This window comes from Falsibacillus albus, from assembly GCF_003668575.1.
GTDB lineage: Bacteria > Bacillota > Bacilli > Bacillales > DSM-25281 > Falsibacillus > Falsibacillus albus.
Genome location: NZ_RCVZ01000011.1, coordinates 134,215 through 149,187, shown reverse-complemented (window position 1 = coordinate 149,187; position 14,973 = coordinate 134,215). Strand labels below are relative to the sequence as shown.

The window sequence follows — 14,973 nt, the reverse complement described above, 5'->3', positions numbered from 1 at the left end:
CCAATCAACGTTAAATAGACTGTAAAAAAAACAATTTTTGAAAAAAATCCAATAATTGAAAGAATAGATTGATTCCACATTATGATGAACAATCTTCTGCTAAATGTGCGATTCCTTCTAAGCAAACTTATCTATATAATAAAAGAAAAAAAGGAGTGCTATCCGATGAAAAAAGAACAAGCGGTTAAGATTTGTGATTTGATCGATGGGTGGATTGATTCGTATCAAGAGTCGGCCTTTGATGCTGCCAAACTCCCTTTCCTTGGAGAAACCATCTATGACTTCCATCAATGGGCAAACGGCAAAAAAACGCTATCCGCGTATACCATCTCTAAACCTGGCGAGGAAGCCTATCATCTTCTCTTCATTGATTGGCACAGAAAAGACAATTACTATCTTGTTATTTACGAAGGAGATAAATCGACGACAGCAGCAGAGATCCAAACGGTCGATGAGGATGGTCAATCGTTGTCCTGGAAATATAATCCACTGAAACGAGATGGAAAAAACGCAGAAAGAAAGGCGTATTTCAAGCAGACATTCGGGACGACTAATGTGGACATCCCCCTTCCTGCGAGTGCTGAAGATGTTGAAAGGTTTATCAGCCAGCTATTCCGCTTATGCCGCAACAGAAAAAAAGCCGATCGGATTGTCGAAATTTTTTCCGGGAAATAATTTTGGATGAAAAAGGGTTCCTTTCAATTTTATCGAAAGAAGTAGATAGATTGATATTGGGAGGGGTTTAGTTTGAAGACGAAAATGATCGAGAAGGAAATTGAAGAATTAGAGCAAGAATTACTTGAAAAAAAGAAGCATTTGACCGCTTTGAAACAAAGCGTCCCCAAAAAACTTGTGCAAAATTACACGTTTATCTCATCCAACGGAGAAAAAACCAGCTTGCTGGAGTGCTTCAAGGATCAAGATGAACTGATTGTCGTTCATAATATGGGCAAAGGCTGTTCCTATTGTACAATGTGGGCGGATGGCTTGAATGGAATCTATCATTATTTAGCTGATAAAGCAGCTTTTGTCCTTTCCTCACCGGATTCCCCAGACGTTCTATCAGACTTTGCAGCAGAACGAAAATGGACATTCCCAATGATCTCCACGAAAGAGTCTACGTTTAAGAAAGATATAGGCTTTGAGTCTGACGGAAAGCCCATTCCAGGAGTTTCTACTTTCACGAAAGATGAGAGGGATCATATTTACCTGCATGCCAGCGCACCGTTCGGCCCAGGCGATGATTTCTGTGCAGTATGGCCATTGTTTGATTTGCTCCCATCAGGTTCCCAAAGCTATCGTCCGAAGAAAAAAATAAATGAAAAATCCCCATACCAGCTGACAAACAACATTGCTATCGGCGTAAAAAACTATCAAGAAGCCGCAAAATTTTATGAAGAAGTAATTGGCATGGAAAAGGTACAGACCCTCGATAATGAAACGCTCTTCTCCTTTAATGGCACTTTCTTTTATATAGAGGACCAGCCGCAGCAGCAAACCTTTTTTGAGCTTGCGGTCCATGACTTTGAACAAGCAAAAGAAGAATTGCTTGAGAAGGGGTGTCAAATCACCAAGGAAATCCACGAGAAAAGCTGCATGATCGCCGACCCATTCGGAATGAAATTTCACTTATTTGAATCTGCTCAATAAGAATAGGCTGTCTGCGAGGTTTTCTCTTTGTGGACAGCTTATTTTCATGCTTATCCGATGAGCTTGTTCAGGTGGGTGCCATTTTTGCCAGCTTCTGAGATTGAGACCCGATATGACCATTTTGAGTTGATTACTGGTACCATACGTGGCGTTTGAGACCCGATTTTCATCTTTTAAACCATTTTCAGGTATCATACTTCAGCTTTGAGACACCATTTAAGCATTTTTAATGGATTTCATGACCCTTACCGCTCAAGTTCTTCGCTTTCGTCGAGCGGGTCAGAAGCCGCTCCACTACACTTTAATAAACAAACGGTATGAACTTCTTCGTTTTCTTTTGATATTCCTGAAAATCCTCTCCATATTTGTCAGCAAGGTATTTATCGAGCATCGGGATATTGTAAAAGGCGAAGAAACAAAACAAAAATGCCGGTATGATCATCGCCCACATATTCCAGGAGACAAGAGCGAATGCCAACACCCACAGGAGATCCCCGAAATAATTGACATGCATGGAATAGGCAAAAAGCCCCTCGGTATAAAGCTTTCCTTTATTCTGCACATCCTTTTTCCATCTGTCCCTTAAAACCTCAGAAAACGTATTGATAAATGCTCCTGCTGCAAATAGCAGAATAAATAAAATATCCCATCCATTGACTGGTTTTTCGGTTATCCCTCCAAGGAAAGAGAAACCGATGTAGTATAACCCAAAGGCAAACGGCAGTGTAATCGCCTCTTCCCAGGGGATCTTCCTTTTGAGTAAATAAAAAATTGTGAATTGCATGCGTAAATAGGTGACGAAAATGAAGGCCATTAATATGGTTCTTCTTCCTTCATCCCCTTTTTGCAAATTCCAGCCGAACCAATGATTCAACTCGCTGAAACCATTTAATATCAGAAGCCAGACAGCCGCGGCAAATATGAGCGTCTGAAACAGAAATACATACAATTTCTGCGGCACGGAATTCCCATTATCCCCATATAGCAAGCTTCCTTCCCCCTTTATCTCTTTCTTTCGCTCTTTTCATAAAGTTTGTTGCTATTCATTAAAGATTGTGTAAGGTGATTTCCGCTGAAGGATGCTCGCTTTCCGAGGGGTCTCACCTGGCACGCTGTTCCCTCCGGAGTCTCGCACCTTCCGCTTCAATCAACAACATATTATGAGATATTTTATAGAAAAACGGTTAAAAAACCATATTTGAGAAAAGATCTATTTCTTTACATTAATCATAGCATTTTCCCAGCCTCCATCTGGAAAATTTTCCATCGAGGTTCGTGATTCCTGTGAAAAACAAGCAACCTATTAGAAAACATCCTCACAAAAAACAAGGATCTGCACCATCCCATTTTCCGCAGGAATGGCGCAGATCCCCATCAAATTCGTTCTTAATCAATCATTCTTTTCTGCATAATCAAAATCGATTTCACATTCTTTTAGCGGCACGACTTTTGTTTTCTTCACGAACTTATAACCAAACCATAAACACAGGAACATTGGAATGCCAAGGTAGGCAGCAATGACGCTTCCCCAATCGATTGAAGAAGCAAGGAACGCCTGAAAGTTTTGTCCAAGCGTCACGATCAGGCCAACAGCTATCGCAAAAATCGGGCCAAAAGGATACCATTTTGCTCTATAAGGCAGCATGTCCAAAGAGTAGCCTTGAGCAAGGAAAGCTTTACGGAAGCGGTAGTGGCTGATCGAAATGCCAAGCCAGAAGATAAACCCGGTGATTCCCACCGAATTCATTAACCAAAGATATACTGAACCATCTCCATAAACGGATGCAAAGAAAGCGAGCATCCCGATAACCGTGGTTAAAACCATGGCCGCGACTGGCACTCCCCGTTTATTCAGTTTGGCAAAAATCCGCGGCGCCTGTCCTTTTTTCGCCATGGCGTAAAGCATCCGCGTTGAGGCATATAAGCTTGAATTGCCCGCAGATAAAACGGCTGTTAAAATGACCGCATTCATGAGTGATGCTGCAAAGGCAAGCCCTGCCCGTTTAAAGACAAGTGTGAAAGGACTGACCATGATATTATCGCTTTGTAAATCAGGATTGGTATATGGGATGATAAGTCCCACTACAAAAATAGCCAATATATAAAATAGAAGAATGCGCCAAAAAACATTTCGAATGGCTTTTGGAACATTTTTAGCGGGATTTTCACTTTCACCGGCTGCGACGCCGACAATCTCTGTTCCTTGAAACGAAAATCCGGTCGCCAAGAAAATGATGAATGTCCCTACTACGCCTCCGCTGAACGGGGCTTTTCCAACCGTGAAGTTATGAAATCCGACAGCATGTCCACCCATTACACCGATGATCATGAGCAGGCCAACCACCAGGAATACGACTATGGCTGAAACTTTAATGAATGAAAACCAATACTCCCCTTCACCATACCCCTTGACATGCAAATAGTTCAGTAAAAAGATAAGGGCCAAAAATAAGAAGCTCCATAATAAGGATGGGCTATCCGGAAACCAAAATTTCATAATCATGGTCGATGCAGTCAACTCTGCTGCAATGGTCATTGCCCAGCTGAACCAATACGTCCACCCAATTGCAAATCCGAAGGCGGGATCGACGAATTTGGTTCCATATGTACTAAATGCACCGCTTGTCGGCATAAACGCAGACAGCTCCCCTAAGCTTGTCATGACAAAGTACACCATGATGCCAACGAAGGCATAAGCAAACAGTGCGCCGCCTGGACCAGCTGTATGAATGGCCGAACCGCTTCCGAGGAATAAACCGGTCCCGATCGCACCGCCGATCGAAATCATGGTTAAATGGCGCGCTTTCAATCCCCGCTCCAGCTTTTTCTCATCTTGTCCCCTCTGCTGAGGCTCGTTATTTAATTTCTTTACTCCCATACTCCCGTCATTCCTCCCTTTGTTGTTGAAGCGCTTACATCCGTCTTCGCTTCTAATTGATTCCACGCTTTTTGATAACACTTTTTTGAATAATGCTTAACTATTTCAAGATATATTAAAATATTCCGAATAGTCAAGAGCATTAAGTTATAGCATGGATTTAGGATATTGGATGGAAATATATATTTTTTCACAATAACAAATCTCCAATGCCCCTTATACAGTCATGTTCCACTAGTTTCACAATAAACTATGAATAAGAGATTGGAGTGAATAGGATGAAGCTGACAAAATTCATGGATCCGCTCCCACTTTTGCCCGTTATGAAGCCAGCCGGGAGAACAGGGGATGGTACGTATTATGAGGTAAGGATGACGCAGTTTAAGCAATCGCTGCACAGTGAATTACAAGAGTCGCTCGTTTGGGGCTACGAAGGCTTCTTTCCTGGCCCGACCTTTGAGGTTCAAAGAGGGGAGCGCATCTTAGTAAAATGGATGAACCAATTGCCCGATCAACATCTCTTTCCGATCGATCACACTGTTCATGGGGCCGAAAGAGACAAACCGGATGTGCGCACTGTCGTCCATGTTCATGGCGGAAGGACGAAGCCGGGAAGCGACGGATACCCGGAAGCCTGGTTTACAAACGGCTACAAGGAAAAGGGAAAAGACTTCTCAAGCGAAATCTACGAATATGATAATGCACAGCGCGCCTGCACGCTGTGGTATCACGACCACGCATTGGGGATCACACGGCTGAACGTCTATGCAGGATTAGCCGGGATGTACATTATCAGGGATACCTATGAATCGTCCCTTAACTTGCCGGCGGGAGATTATGAAATTCCCTTGCTCATACAGGACAAATCCTTTAATCCTGATGGTTCCTTGTTCTACCCTGACCAGCCCCGCACTCCCGTCCCTGGCGTACAGCCCTCGATTTCTCCTGAATTTCTAGGCGATGCGATAACCGTCAATGGGAAGGTCTGGCCGTTTTTGGAGGTGGAGCCGAGGAAATACCGCTTTCGCATTTTGAACGCTTCTAATTCTCGATTCTTTGGATTAAAACTTTCAAACGGACAGAACTTTTATCAAATCGGCACAGACGGAGGTCTTCTAGAAAAACCAATAATTCTTAATCAATTCATCATATCCCCTGCTGAACGCGCCGACGTGATCATCGACTTTACCAATCAGAATGGACAATCGATCATTTTATTGAATGATGCCCCCACTCCTTTCCCGAATGGAGAAAAGAGCGATCCCGAGACTACTGGAATCGTAATGAAGTTCCTCGTTTCAAAGGAATTGAAGCAGATCGATACATCCGTCATACCTGCATACCTGAAAAAATATCGCCGTATAAATGTTCAAAAGACTGAAAGACAGAGGTTTTTAACGTTGGATGAGGAAAAAGATCAATATGGAAGACCGATTCATACGTTGGATAAAAAGAAATGGGATGCACCCATTTCGGAGAATCCTCGACTGGGTGCAACGGAAGTATGGCATTTCATCAATCTTACAAATAATTCACACCCCATGCACCTGCACCTCATCCATTTTCAGTTGCTGGGGCGCAGACCCTTTGATGTGAAGGAATATAAAAACAACGGAAAACTCATTTTTACAGGAGCATACGAACCACCACTCCCATATGAAAATGGCTGGAAGGACGTGATTCAGACGCCTCCTGACATGGTGACAAGCATCATTGCTAAATTCAAGCCGTATACAGGGCAATATGTTTGGCATTGCCATATCCTCGAGCATGAGGACTATGAGATGATGCGTCCCTATATTGTACTCCCCCGCCCATCTCCTTATTGATCACGAGGAAGGATTTTATTCATCAGGAGCTCAGTATCATGATATTGCACGATATGATACCGCTCCTTCTCCTTCACCAAAGGATATACAACTTCAAAACTAGGATAATGAACAAAAGGGTGTGTGCTTTTAAGTGTTTCAAAGTACAAACTCAATTCATGGATTTGCAGCGCCCAAATCCGTTGATCCAAGGCTCTTAAAAGCCCTGATGATGACCATTCAAGAAAGTTATCGATCGTCGCCATTAAATAGGTATACCCCTGCTGTTGATAATTGATCCTGGATCGAAATTCCTTCACGTCCACTCCATTCTTTTTCTGAAGCGGGTTGAATTTCAGACTGCTCGATGCGAGTTCAAAATCTTTCTCCGTTTGATGGAGGCTCTCAAGCAGACTGGCCATTTGCTTCTTCAAATGGGTTCCATCAGAGAGGCGGCATCCCGCTTCTATCCAATGACCGCAAAGTTCATACCCAACTGAGAGCTGATGTGAAAGGGAATCAAAGGATTTCATCGCTTTCACCGTAAAATTTGGAGGACGGAAGAACATATGGATCAATACGGCCACCACGGCGCCGATCAATGTATCGCGAATCCGGTCCAGTGCATAATGATGGGTATTATGCTCAAAAACGAAAACGAGCAGAATCGTTAAGGCTGTCTGGTGGATGACCGTTTCATCCAACTTCATCATATTGACGATGAAGCACCCGACTAGGATCAATAACCCAAGAGACCAGCCATTCATCTTAAAAAAGTCGGCAGCCAGAACGATCAATATCACACCGATGATGGTTCCTGCCATCCGATGGATGGAATAGCGGATCGCCCTGTCTATAGTCGACTGCAGACAAAGGATGACAGAGATCGGCGCCAAGTAAGGATGGATGGACCCGGCCCATTTGGCCAATTCCCATGAAACACCCGAAGCAATCGCCATTTTCCAGATGAGTGCCGTTTTATTTAAATAGCCTTTGTTTTTCTTTTCATGTTTGTTCATGGCTGCCCCTTTAATAACATAGCTGTTGGTTTCTTTAGTTTTCGATAGGGCACGGATTTTATTCTTCGTACTTCTTCCAAACTGCCGGGAGGAGGCCACTCAGTTCATGGGCTAACATTGTATGAGGCGATTGTGTTTTCACCCATTCATCTGCACATGCCCCGTGTAAAAATACAGCATTTAGCACTGCATGTTTATGATTTTCATGGCAGCACAGCATGCCAAGCATCATCCCCGTAAGCGTGTCGCCTGATCCGCCCTTTGCCAATGCACTGTTGCCCGTGGGATTCAAGTACGCATCGCCATCTGGAAAGGCAATGACCGTTTCCTTGCCTTTTAAAACGATGACTGTCCCTAACCTTCGGGACCATTCCTTTGCAGCGGATAAACGATCCTTCTCTTGTTCTTTTACGGACATACCGGTAATCCGTTCAAACTCGCCTGGATGGGGGGTCAAAATGAGGGGATGGTTTCTTGTTGGATAAGCCCTTTTCGTTAATGCACCAGCATCCAATATGAGAGAAAAATCTAGATTTATTAACTGGTCGATTCGACTTTCCAAAGGTTCACCATTTGGAAGACCCGGTCCAATGGCCGCTGCTTTATATTTCACCTCCGGCAAAGGCTCGGTGTATTCATCGAATGGATTCAGCCAGTACGTTGCCTCCGGAAGAACAGGGACGACCATTTGCATGACGGAGTTTTCTGTGCCCATGACCAATTTCCCGACCCCGCACCTCATTGCCCCTAATCCGGCGATCAGTGCGGCACCTGGCATACTTTCACTGCCCGCGATGAGCAGCCCTGTCCCGAATGTTCCTTTGTGGCTGTCACCCGCTCTTTCAGGCAGCGTCTCTTTGACCTTTTCTTTTGTCCAATACGGCTCAAACATTTTGCTTCAACTCCAAAAATAAATAATGAATATCAAGTAGCTTTTTTAATTACTTATTCCACTCTCATCATAATTTAATCTGAATCAGATAAAATAAGTGGACGAACTATTCCACCAATGGAGAATAGTGGTAAAATAATGGTGCGGGAAATGAAATCTGCGCTTCAAAATGGAGGAACCGATATGGGTCAAGAACACCAGAAAAGAAGAAGTATGAAACCATGGACGAGAAATTTACTGATTGTCCTTTTCATTTTTATCCTGTTGGCATTCATTCCGACTCCTTATTATCTGTATCAGCCAGGAACAGTAGAGGCATTATCGAAAAAAGTAACAGTGGAAAATGGGAAAAAGGATGAGAAAGGGAGCTTGTCGTTGACAACGGTTCTATCCATTAAAGCAACCAACGTATTCGTCCTTTTGTACGGACTGGTCGCCCCTGACACCCAGGTGGAAAATCAGAAAAACGTCAAAGGCGACTTAACGGACAAGGAATATAATGAACTGCTCATACATATGATGGATTCTTCACAGACCAATGCGATTTCAGCAGGTCTCAAGGCAGCTGGAGAGAATGTCACGGTCCGCCACAACGGGGTTTTCGTCCAGGCGATCATGCCTAATTCAGATGCCAAAGACGTCCTTCAAGTCGGTGATGTAATCCATACTCTGGATGGAAAGACATTGAACAAGACCCAGGATTTCATCGACTATATCAACTCAAGCAAAAAAGTGAATGATACGGTAAAACTCGGTTTTTCAAGAGATGGCAAGAACTATACAAAGTCCGTCAAGGTCGTGAAGCTTTCACCGAATAGCGATAAAGTCGGCATCGGCATTGCACCGGATGATACTGTAAAGCTGGATACTTCGAGGAAGGTGAAAATGAATGTCGCAGATATCGGCGGTCCTTCCGCTGGCCTCATGTTCTCACTCGAAATCCTCAATCAAATCCTTCCGGAGGATTTGACAAAAGGATATAAAATTGCCGGCACGGGTACGATCGATACCGATGGACACGTCGGGCAAATCGGCGGTATCCGCGATAAAATCGTCGCTGCACACAAAGCGCATGTCGACATTTTCTTCTGTCCTAAAGATCTCAAACCGGGTGACGCCAATGAAAAAGATATCATGGATGAAGCGAAAAAACGAAACTATCATATCAAAATCGTTCCAGTCGCCTCTACGACTGAAGCGGAAAATTACTTGAAGAAACTAAAGCAAAAATCATAGACAGCTAGAAAGCGGACCGGAAGAGAAGGATTTACATGCCGAGGTCCGCTTCTTTTACAATTCGGGGGAATCTTCAATGGAATCCAACTTCATTTTACATGCCAAAAGCAAAGAATTTTATTGGGAAGGCCAAGGGCAGCTTTCCATTAAAACCTTCTCGAACGGGATCGCCCATTATCGGACCAACCAAGGATTCTTCGCAGTCGAAGACTCCCGATTCCTCCTGCTGAACCCCGGCGACTATGCCATCTCGATTGAATCTGATCAGGAAGTTGAATCCTTCTGTCTGTTTTTTCAGCCGGGATTCGCAGAGGACATCCAGAGAAGCATGAACGAAAGAAATGGCCCCCTATTGGATGATCCCTTTAAACCGATCATCGATCAGTCTGGTTTTTTTGAAAAAACCTATGAAATGCCGCCTGGTTTATCCACCCTGTTAGACCAGATGAAAAGTGGATTTGCGCAGCATGAAGGGGATCACATTTGGCGGGAAGAATATTTTCAACACATCATGCAGCATCTCCTCCTATCCCAAAAGGAATCATTGGCCAAGGTTCATTCCCTGTCTGCCGAACGGACGGCAACAAAACTGGAAATCTTCCACCGCGTATCCATTGCCCATGACTACATACAAGCTTATTTTCACCTGCCAATCACATTGGAGCAAATCGGAAAGGCATCAGGGCTCTCGACAAATCATCTTCTAAGAACTTACCGCGCAATCCACGGAACCACACCCCACAAGCAGATTACCTCTTTAAGAATGGAGAGAGCTAAGAAACTATTAAAATACACGGGCAGCAGTATGATGGACATTACCCTGGACATAGGGTTGTGCAATCCAGTATCGTTCAGCAAGCTGTTTCGAAAACATACGGGCCTCTCTCCTTCCGAATATCGAAAAAAAGTGATTTTGGATAAGAATTTCTTTTAAACTTCCATTATCCTTGGATTATCAACCTTTTAAGGAGTGTTCTTAATGAACCAAACGACTGGAAGAATCAATAAAATCGGACAAATATCCATTCCTGTCCAGGACTTGAAAACTGCTGTTCCTTTTTACAGCCAAACACTCGGGCTGCCTCTCCTTTTTGAAACCGACGGAATGGCCTTTTTAGAATGCGATGGTGTCAGGCTCTTATTGAACATTCCCGAAAATGAACAATTCGACCACCCAAGCTCGATTGTTTATTTTCATGTTAATGACATCGATGAAGCTTACCGCGACATGAAGGATCAGGGTGTTGCATTCATTGATGAACCGCATCTTATCGCCAAGATGGGCAGTACGGAAACATGGATGGTCTTTTTCACTGACCCCGAAGGCAATATTCATGCATTCATGAGTGAAAAAGAATCTTAATTATCATATGTTGATTTCCGCTGCAGGCGGGGCCGAGCCGCTTTCCCCGCCGGAGTCGCCGCCCTCCGCTGAAATCACCTACTAGTAATTTTATCGATAAAATATCCTCCATTATTAAGAAACGTTTGATGTAATGGACTATGAAGAAATTGCTCATCATCAATTGGTTATAGCGGTATGGACGAACAATCTTTTAACCACAAACAATAACCTATAATAAAACAGCTAAAAAATAACAAAGGGACCGAGAGGACTTCCTCCCGATCCATTTTGTTAACAGTCTGAGACTGTTCCATTATTCCTTGGCAAGCTCTTCAGCAAATTTCTCGACGAGTTTGCTGAGCGATGCTTTGCTGTATCCATTAAGGAGCAATGAGTACGCCAACAGGTCGCCGTCTTTTGTTTTCACATAGCCTGACAGCCCTTGAATATCAAATCGATTTTCCATGATGCCGACGTTAGGTTGCGATCCTTCCCCCCCAACATTCGGAAGTGATTGATAGAGGGCATCAAACGTTGGGCGCCTCGTTTCGGCAGCCAATAATCGCACGATAGCCTCAGCCGATATTTGGGTATAACGCGACAGCCCCGATCCATCAGCCATATCAAAGTTCGATGGGATTTTCATATCTTCCATGTACTGATGCACCATTTGTATGCCGCCATCAAACGTTCCTTTTCCTTCATTCGCAGCTCCCAGAGTACGGACGATCATCTCTGCAGTGAAATTATCATTGGCATGATTCATAGAGTCAACAATTTCAGATAGGGGCGAAGATTGATACGTATGAAGAAGCTTTGCCGAAGCAGGGACTTCAGCTTTGACAACCTCAGTGCCGGGACTTAAATGGACGCCCGCTTTCGCAAGCTGCACACTCAACGCATAGCCTGCATTCAACGCAGGCTGCTCGATCGCTACATCCTTATGCCCTTTCTTGAATTCCGCAGGCAAGTTCCCGGAGATGCGGATCGTGTTTTCCCCGCGATCCCTTTCAATTGTTAATGTATTTTTCGAATGGAGCTTTCCAGTAGTCGCTTTATTGATGATCTTGATTTGAGGTACTGCCGGTGAAATGGATACATGGATTCCCTTTCCAACGGCACCAGGCTCATAACCTACTCGAATAGCCCCTCGATCGACCGACAATGCCGTAATTTGAGGTTGATAAGCTTCACTTTCATGATCCCAAGTCCACCCCGGTGCATAAACATCATCCGAGAAAAAACTGCTGTCGACAATGATATTTCCTTGAATGCGGTTTATCCCCGCCTTCTTGATATCCTCAGCCATTTGCTTGAGCGCAGGGCCTTTTCCTTCGGGGTTTGATCCATCCGTCGTGATGGTCGGATCACCGTATCCTTTGACGATCAAGTCGCCTTTAAGGGTGCCGTTTTGATGTGTTCCGTTCGTATAGAGTTCCGTTTTGAATTGATAATTTTCACCAAGCTTCTCCAATGCAGTTGCCCCTGTCAACAGCTTCACGCTGGCTCCCGGTGTCAGAAGCGCTTTCGGATTACGTTCGTACAGTACTTTGTTCTGCTTCGTCGAATAAATGACGGCTCCTTTGATGATTCCTTTATAAGCATCCTCATCCAGGATGGGATCAAATCGACCGGATAAAGGATAGGTGTTTTCAGGTATCGTTTTCTTCTCTAGTTCTGGCAGCCCGGGATAGCCTGCAACGGTTTCTGCAATCTCATCCTGCAGCCCCCTTGCATACGCGCTTTTATAGATGCCATTGCTTAAAATGGAGACGACATACATCTCGCCATCAGATGCTTTTACATATCCTACAAGGGAGTTGACCCCGCTCATGCTTCCGGTCTTTGCCTTCACATTTCCTTCGGCGGGCGTTCCCTTCATCCGGTTTTTCAATGTACCGTCCACTCCTGCTATCGGCAAAAAGGATATGAATCTATCAGCTTGGGGACTGTTGTACATCCCGCTAAGCAGCTGGGTGTAGGCATGGGGCGAAATATGATCGAGCCTGGTTAGCCCTGACCCGTCCTCCTGGATAAAATCCTCGTCCACATGAAGTTTCTTTTCAACATAATGATCAATGACTTTGATGCCGGCTGTTGTAGAACCTTGCTCTCCTTTCAGCGCCCCCAGCTGTTTAGTCAGCATTTCCGCATAAAAGTTATCGCTTTCTTTGTCCATATACGTCAACATCTCATCCAGCTCCGGCGACTGGACCACCGCTGCTTGCTTTGCATGTTTACTCGCTTTTCCTTTCATAATTTTTGAACTTGGCTGAAAGGTGACTCCTTCTTTGAGGAGTAGATCTTGAAAAACCGTCCCTGTAAATGTAGCTGGATCGACGATTGTCCTTGTGACTTTATAGCCGCTTTGGCTGTAATCCTTTCCGATGGAGCCCGAGATGACGATTTCATTTTTTGCGCGCGTCCTTGTGATGGAAAGATCCCTTCCGCTTCCTTCCACCGTTTTGGCATGATTGACGATGTGGAGATAACCTGGAGCAGGGTCGATGGATACATTGGGCTCCATCCCTATTTCTGTCGGCTGCACCGTTACATCAACCGTGTTTTCTTTCACGGATAATGCGCTCATTTGTGTATTATAGTCATATTGTTCGTCATCCCACATCCAGTTTTTACCCAGCCTTTGATCATCCAGATAGCTTTCATCGACGATGAGATTGCCATTGATTTTATGTATCCCTTGATCTGCAAGGCTTTGGGCCAACGAATCTAGTTTCTCCACGCTCAAGGTAGGATCGCCAAATCCCTTTAACACGATATTCCCGTTGAGCACCCCGCTGTGATTCACTTTTCCATCTAGAAAAACTTTTGTCGGGATTGAAAAATCTTCAGGCAGCAGCCCGACAGCCGCCGCCGTTACAAGCAGCTTAAAAACAGAGGCCGGAACAAACGTCTTTTCTTTATTAAAGGAAGCAACAGATTTATGATCTTCTAGTGAATAAACCTCATAGCCTGCTGTCATTCCTTCACTTAATGGATTCTCTTTAAGGCAAGCAACATATGACTGTAAAACCTCAGCCAGCCGGTCATCCGATTTTTGCTTTGCAGCTGAAACCGGGGCTGATACCAGCATGAACATTAACGAAAACATGATAAATATCGAGATGCGTTCTCTTTTTCCCTTATTAAACAACACACTTCCCCCCTATTTTTCGCAAATTTCCTGGATTATTGATAACCCGAGAAAAAAGCCTCATAAAATTTAACATTTCAATAAATATTTGTTATTACCTTCTGAATTTTCAGAATTGAATAGTTGGTACTAGGGTGAGAATGTCTTTGTGCCTAAGAAAAGGGTAAATTTCCTTTTTCTCTGCCGTGAGCTGAAAATCTTGTCGAAAGTTCCCGAATAATCGATATTTACGGATTTTCGCACATATCCTTTCCTGTTTCGGAGATATATTCGGATTTTCGCAGATATATGCCCAGATTTCGTAGATATCCGGGACAGGACTTAATAAAAAGAACTTATTTGTAAATTAAAAGGGTAAGCGAAAACTGCCGAATAAAAAAAGCCTGCAAACGCAGGCATCATTCCACCACGATTTTAATGGGCGTGCAAACATAACCGTTGCATGCACTCTCGCTGCAAGGGCATGCAGATGCACCGACGATCAAATCCATTTCTGCCTTGAGTTTGATGTAGTCGCCCGGCTTGGAGACAGGACGTTCCACACTCATCGTTCCATCATCCTTGACCACCGTGTTCATAAACAGATTAAACGGATAGTGCTGATCCGGTTTCGGAACGCCATATTGAGTAAAGGCATCATTTAAGTTTTCATAGCAGCTTCGATGATTTTCTTTATTATAAAGCAGCTCATACATCTCCGGCCGGCAAGCGGGGTTGAAAAAGTCATGCCGTCCGACCTTGTCTTCCACGATCGACATGATCGGCCGATATTTATTGGAATAGATGATGTCGCCGGGTTTTACCATATACGAGTGGAGGGCATCCATCGTCACACCTGGGTCGATCCTTTCAGATACATCACCCTCGCGATAGACCACAAAATCCACAACCTGCTCTCCTTCCACATCTATGACGGTGATGATTTGGCCTTTTTTCACCGTAAAAGCAAGCCCTTTTTCTGCTTCTATAAAAAATTCCTGTTTCATGTGAA

Annotated in this window: 12 protein-coding genes; 6 read left to right on the top strand and 6 right to left on the bottom strand. The window is 44.1% G+C overall.

Going from position 1 to position 14,973, the window contains the following annotated elements:
* Positions 1 to 165 precede the first annotated feature (165 nt).
* On the top strand, positions 166 to 675 hold the full coding sequence (locus tag D9X91_RS15700) for a hypothetical protein (protein ID WP_121681589.1): 510 nt from the start codon (positions 166 to 168) through the stop codon (positions 673 to 675).
* Positions 676 to 747: 72 nt separating this feature from the next.
* On the top strand, positions 748 to 1,650 hold the full coding sequence (locus D9X91_RS15695) for a DUF899 family protein (protein ID WP_233569820.1): 903 nt from the start codon (positions 748 to 750) through the stop codon (positions 1,648 to 1,650).
* 301 nt (positions 1,651 to 1,951) lie between these two features.
* On the opposite strand, the gene D9X91_RS15690 is transcribed toward D9X91_RS15695, so the two are convergent.
* Both D9X91_RS15690 and D9X91_RS15685 read right to left on the bottom strand, forming a co-directional pair.
* Complete coding sequence (locus tag D9X91_RS15690) at positions 1,952 to 2,638, bottom strand: DUF1295 domain-containing protein (RefSeq protein ID WP_121681588.1); 687 nt, start codon at positions 2,636 to 2,638, stop codon at positions 1,952 to 1,954.
* A 402-nt stretch (positions 2,639 to 3,040) separates the two neighbouring features.
* Positions 3,041 to 4,528 (bottom strand): amino acid permease, encoded by a 1,488-nt coding sequence (locus D9X91_RS15685; RefSeq protein ID WP_121681587.1) that lies wholly within the window; start codon positions 4,526 to 4,528, stop codon positions 3,041 to 3,043.
* Between the two features lie 278 nt (positions 4,529 to 4,806).
* Between D9X91_RS15685 and D9X91_RS15675 the strand changes: the two genes are divergently transcribed.
* Complete coding sequence (locus D9X91_RS15675) at positions 4,807 to 6,357, top strand: multicopper oxidase family protein (protein WP_121681585.1); 1,551 nt, start codon at positions 4,807 to 4,809, stop codon at positions 6,355 to 6,357.
* On the opposite strand, the gene D9X91_RS15670 is transcribed toward D9X91_RS15675, so the two are convergent.
* Complete coding sequence (locus D9X91_RS15670; protein ID WP_121681584.1) at positions 6,351 to 7,355, bottom strand: FUSC family protein; 1,005 nt, start codon at positions 7,353 to 7,355, stop codon at positions 6,351 to 6,353. The genes D9X91_RS15675 and D9X91_RS15670 overlap by 7 nt on opposite strands.
* 58 nt (positions 7,356 to 7,413) lie before the next feature.
* Positions 7,414 to 8,247 (bottom strand): NAD(P)H-hydrate dehydratase, encoded by an 834-nt coding sequence (locus tag D9X91_RS15665; protein ID WP_121681583.1) that lies wholly within the window; start codon positions 8,245 to 8,247, stop codon positions 7,414 to 7,416.
* Positions 8,248 to 8,430: 183 nt separating this feature from the next.
* Here D9X91_RS15665 and D9X91_RS15660 point away from each other — a divergent pair, with 183 nt between their 5' ends.
* From D9X91_RS15660 to D9X91_RS15650, 3 genes are all read left to right on the top strand, one after another.
* The gene (locus D9X91_RS15660) at positions 8,431 to 9,483 is read left to right on the top strand and encodes a SepM family pheromone-processing serine protease (protein WP_121681624.1); all 1,053 of its coding nucleotides are present in this window, start codon (positions 8,431 to 8,433) and stop codon (positions 9,481 to 9,483) included.
* A 76-nt stretch (positions 9,484 to 9,559) separates the two neighbouring features.
* A complete protein-coding gene (locus D9X91_RS15655) occupies positions 9,560 to 10,417 on the top strand; it encodes a helix-turn-helix domain-containing protein (RefSeq protein ID WP_121681582.1) in 858 nt (285 codons plus the stop codon).
* 45 nt (positions 10,418 to 10,462) lie between these two features.
* A complete protein-coding gene (locus tag D9X91_RS15650; protein ID WP_121681581.1) occupies positions 10,463 to 10,846 on the top strand; it encodes a VOC family protein in 384 nt (127 codons plus the stop codon).
* Positions 10,847 to 11,141: 295 nt separating this feature from the next.
* On the opposite strand, the gene dacB is transcribed toward D9X91_RS15650, so the two are convergent.
* On the bottom strand, positions 11,142 to 13,982 hold the full coding sequence (dacB, locus tag D9X91_RS15645; protein ID WP_121681580.1) for a D-alanyl-D-alanine carboxypeptidase/D-alanyl-D-alanine endopeptidase: 2,841 nt from the start codon (positions 13,980 to 13,982) through the stop codon (positions 11,142 to 11,144).
* Positions 13,983 to 14,380: 398 nt separating this feature from the next.
* Entirely contained in the window at positions 14,381 to 14,968 is a 588-nt protein-coding gene (locus tag D9X91_RS15640) for a DUF1989 domain-containing protein (RefSeq protein WP_121681579.1), read from the bottom strand.
* Between the last annotated feature and the right edge of the window lie 5 nt (positions 14,969 to 14,973).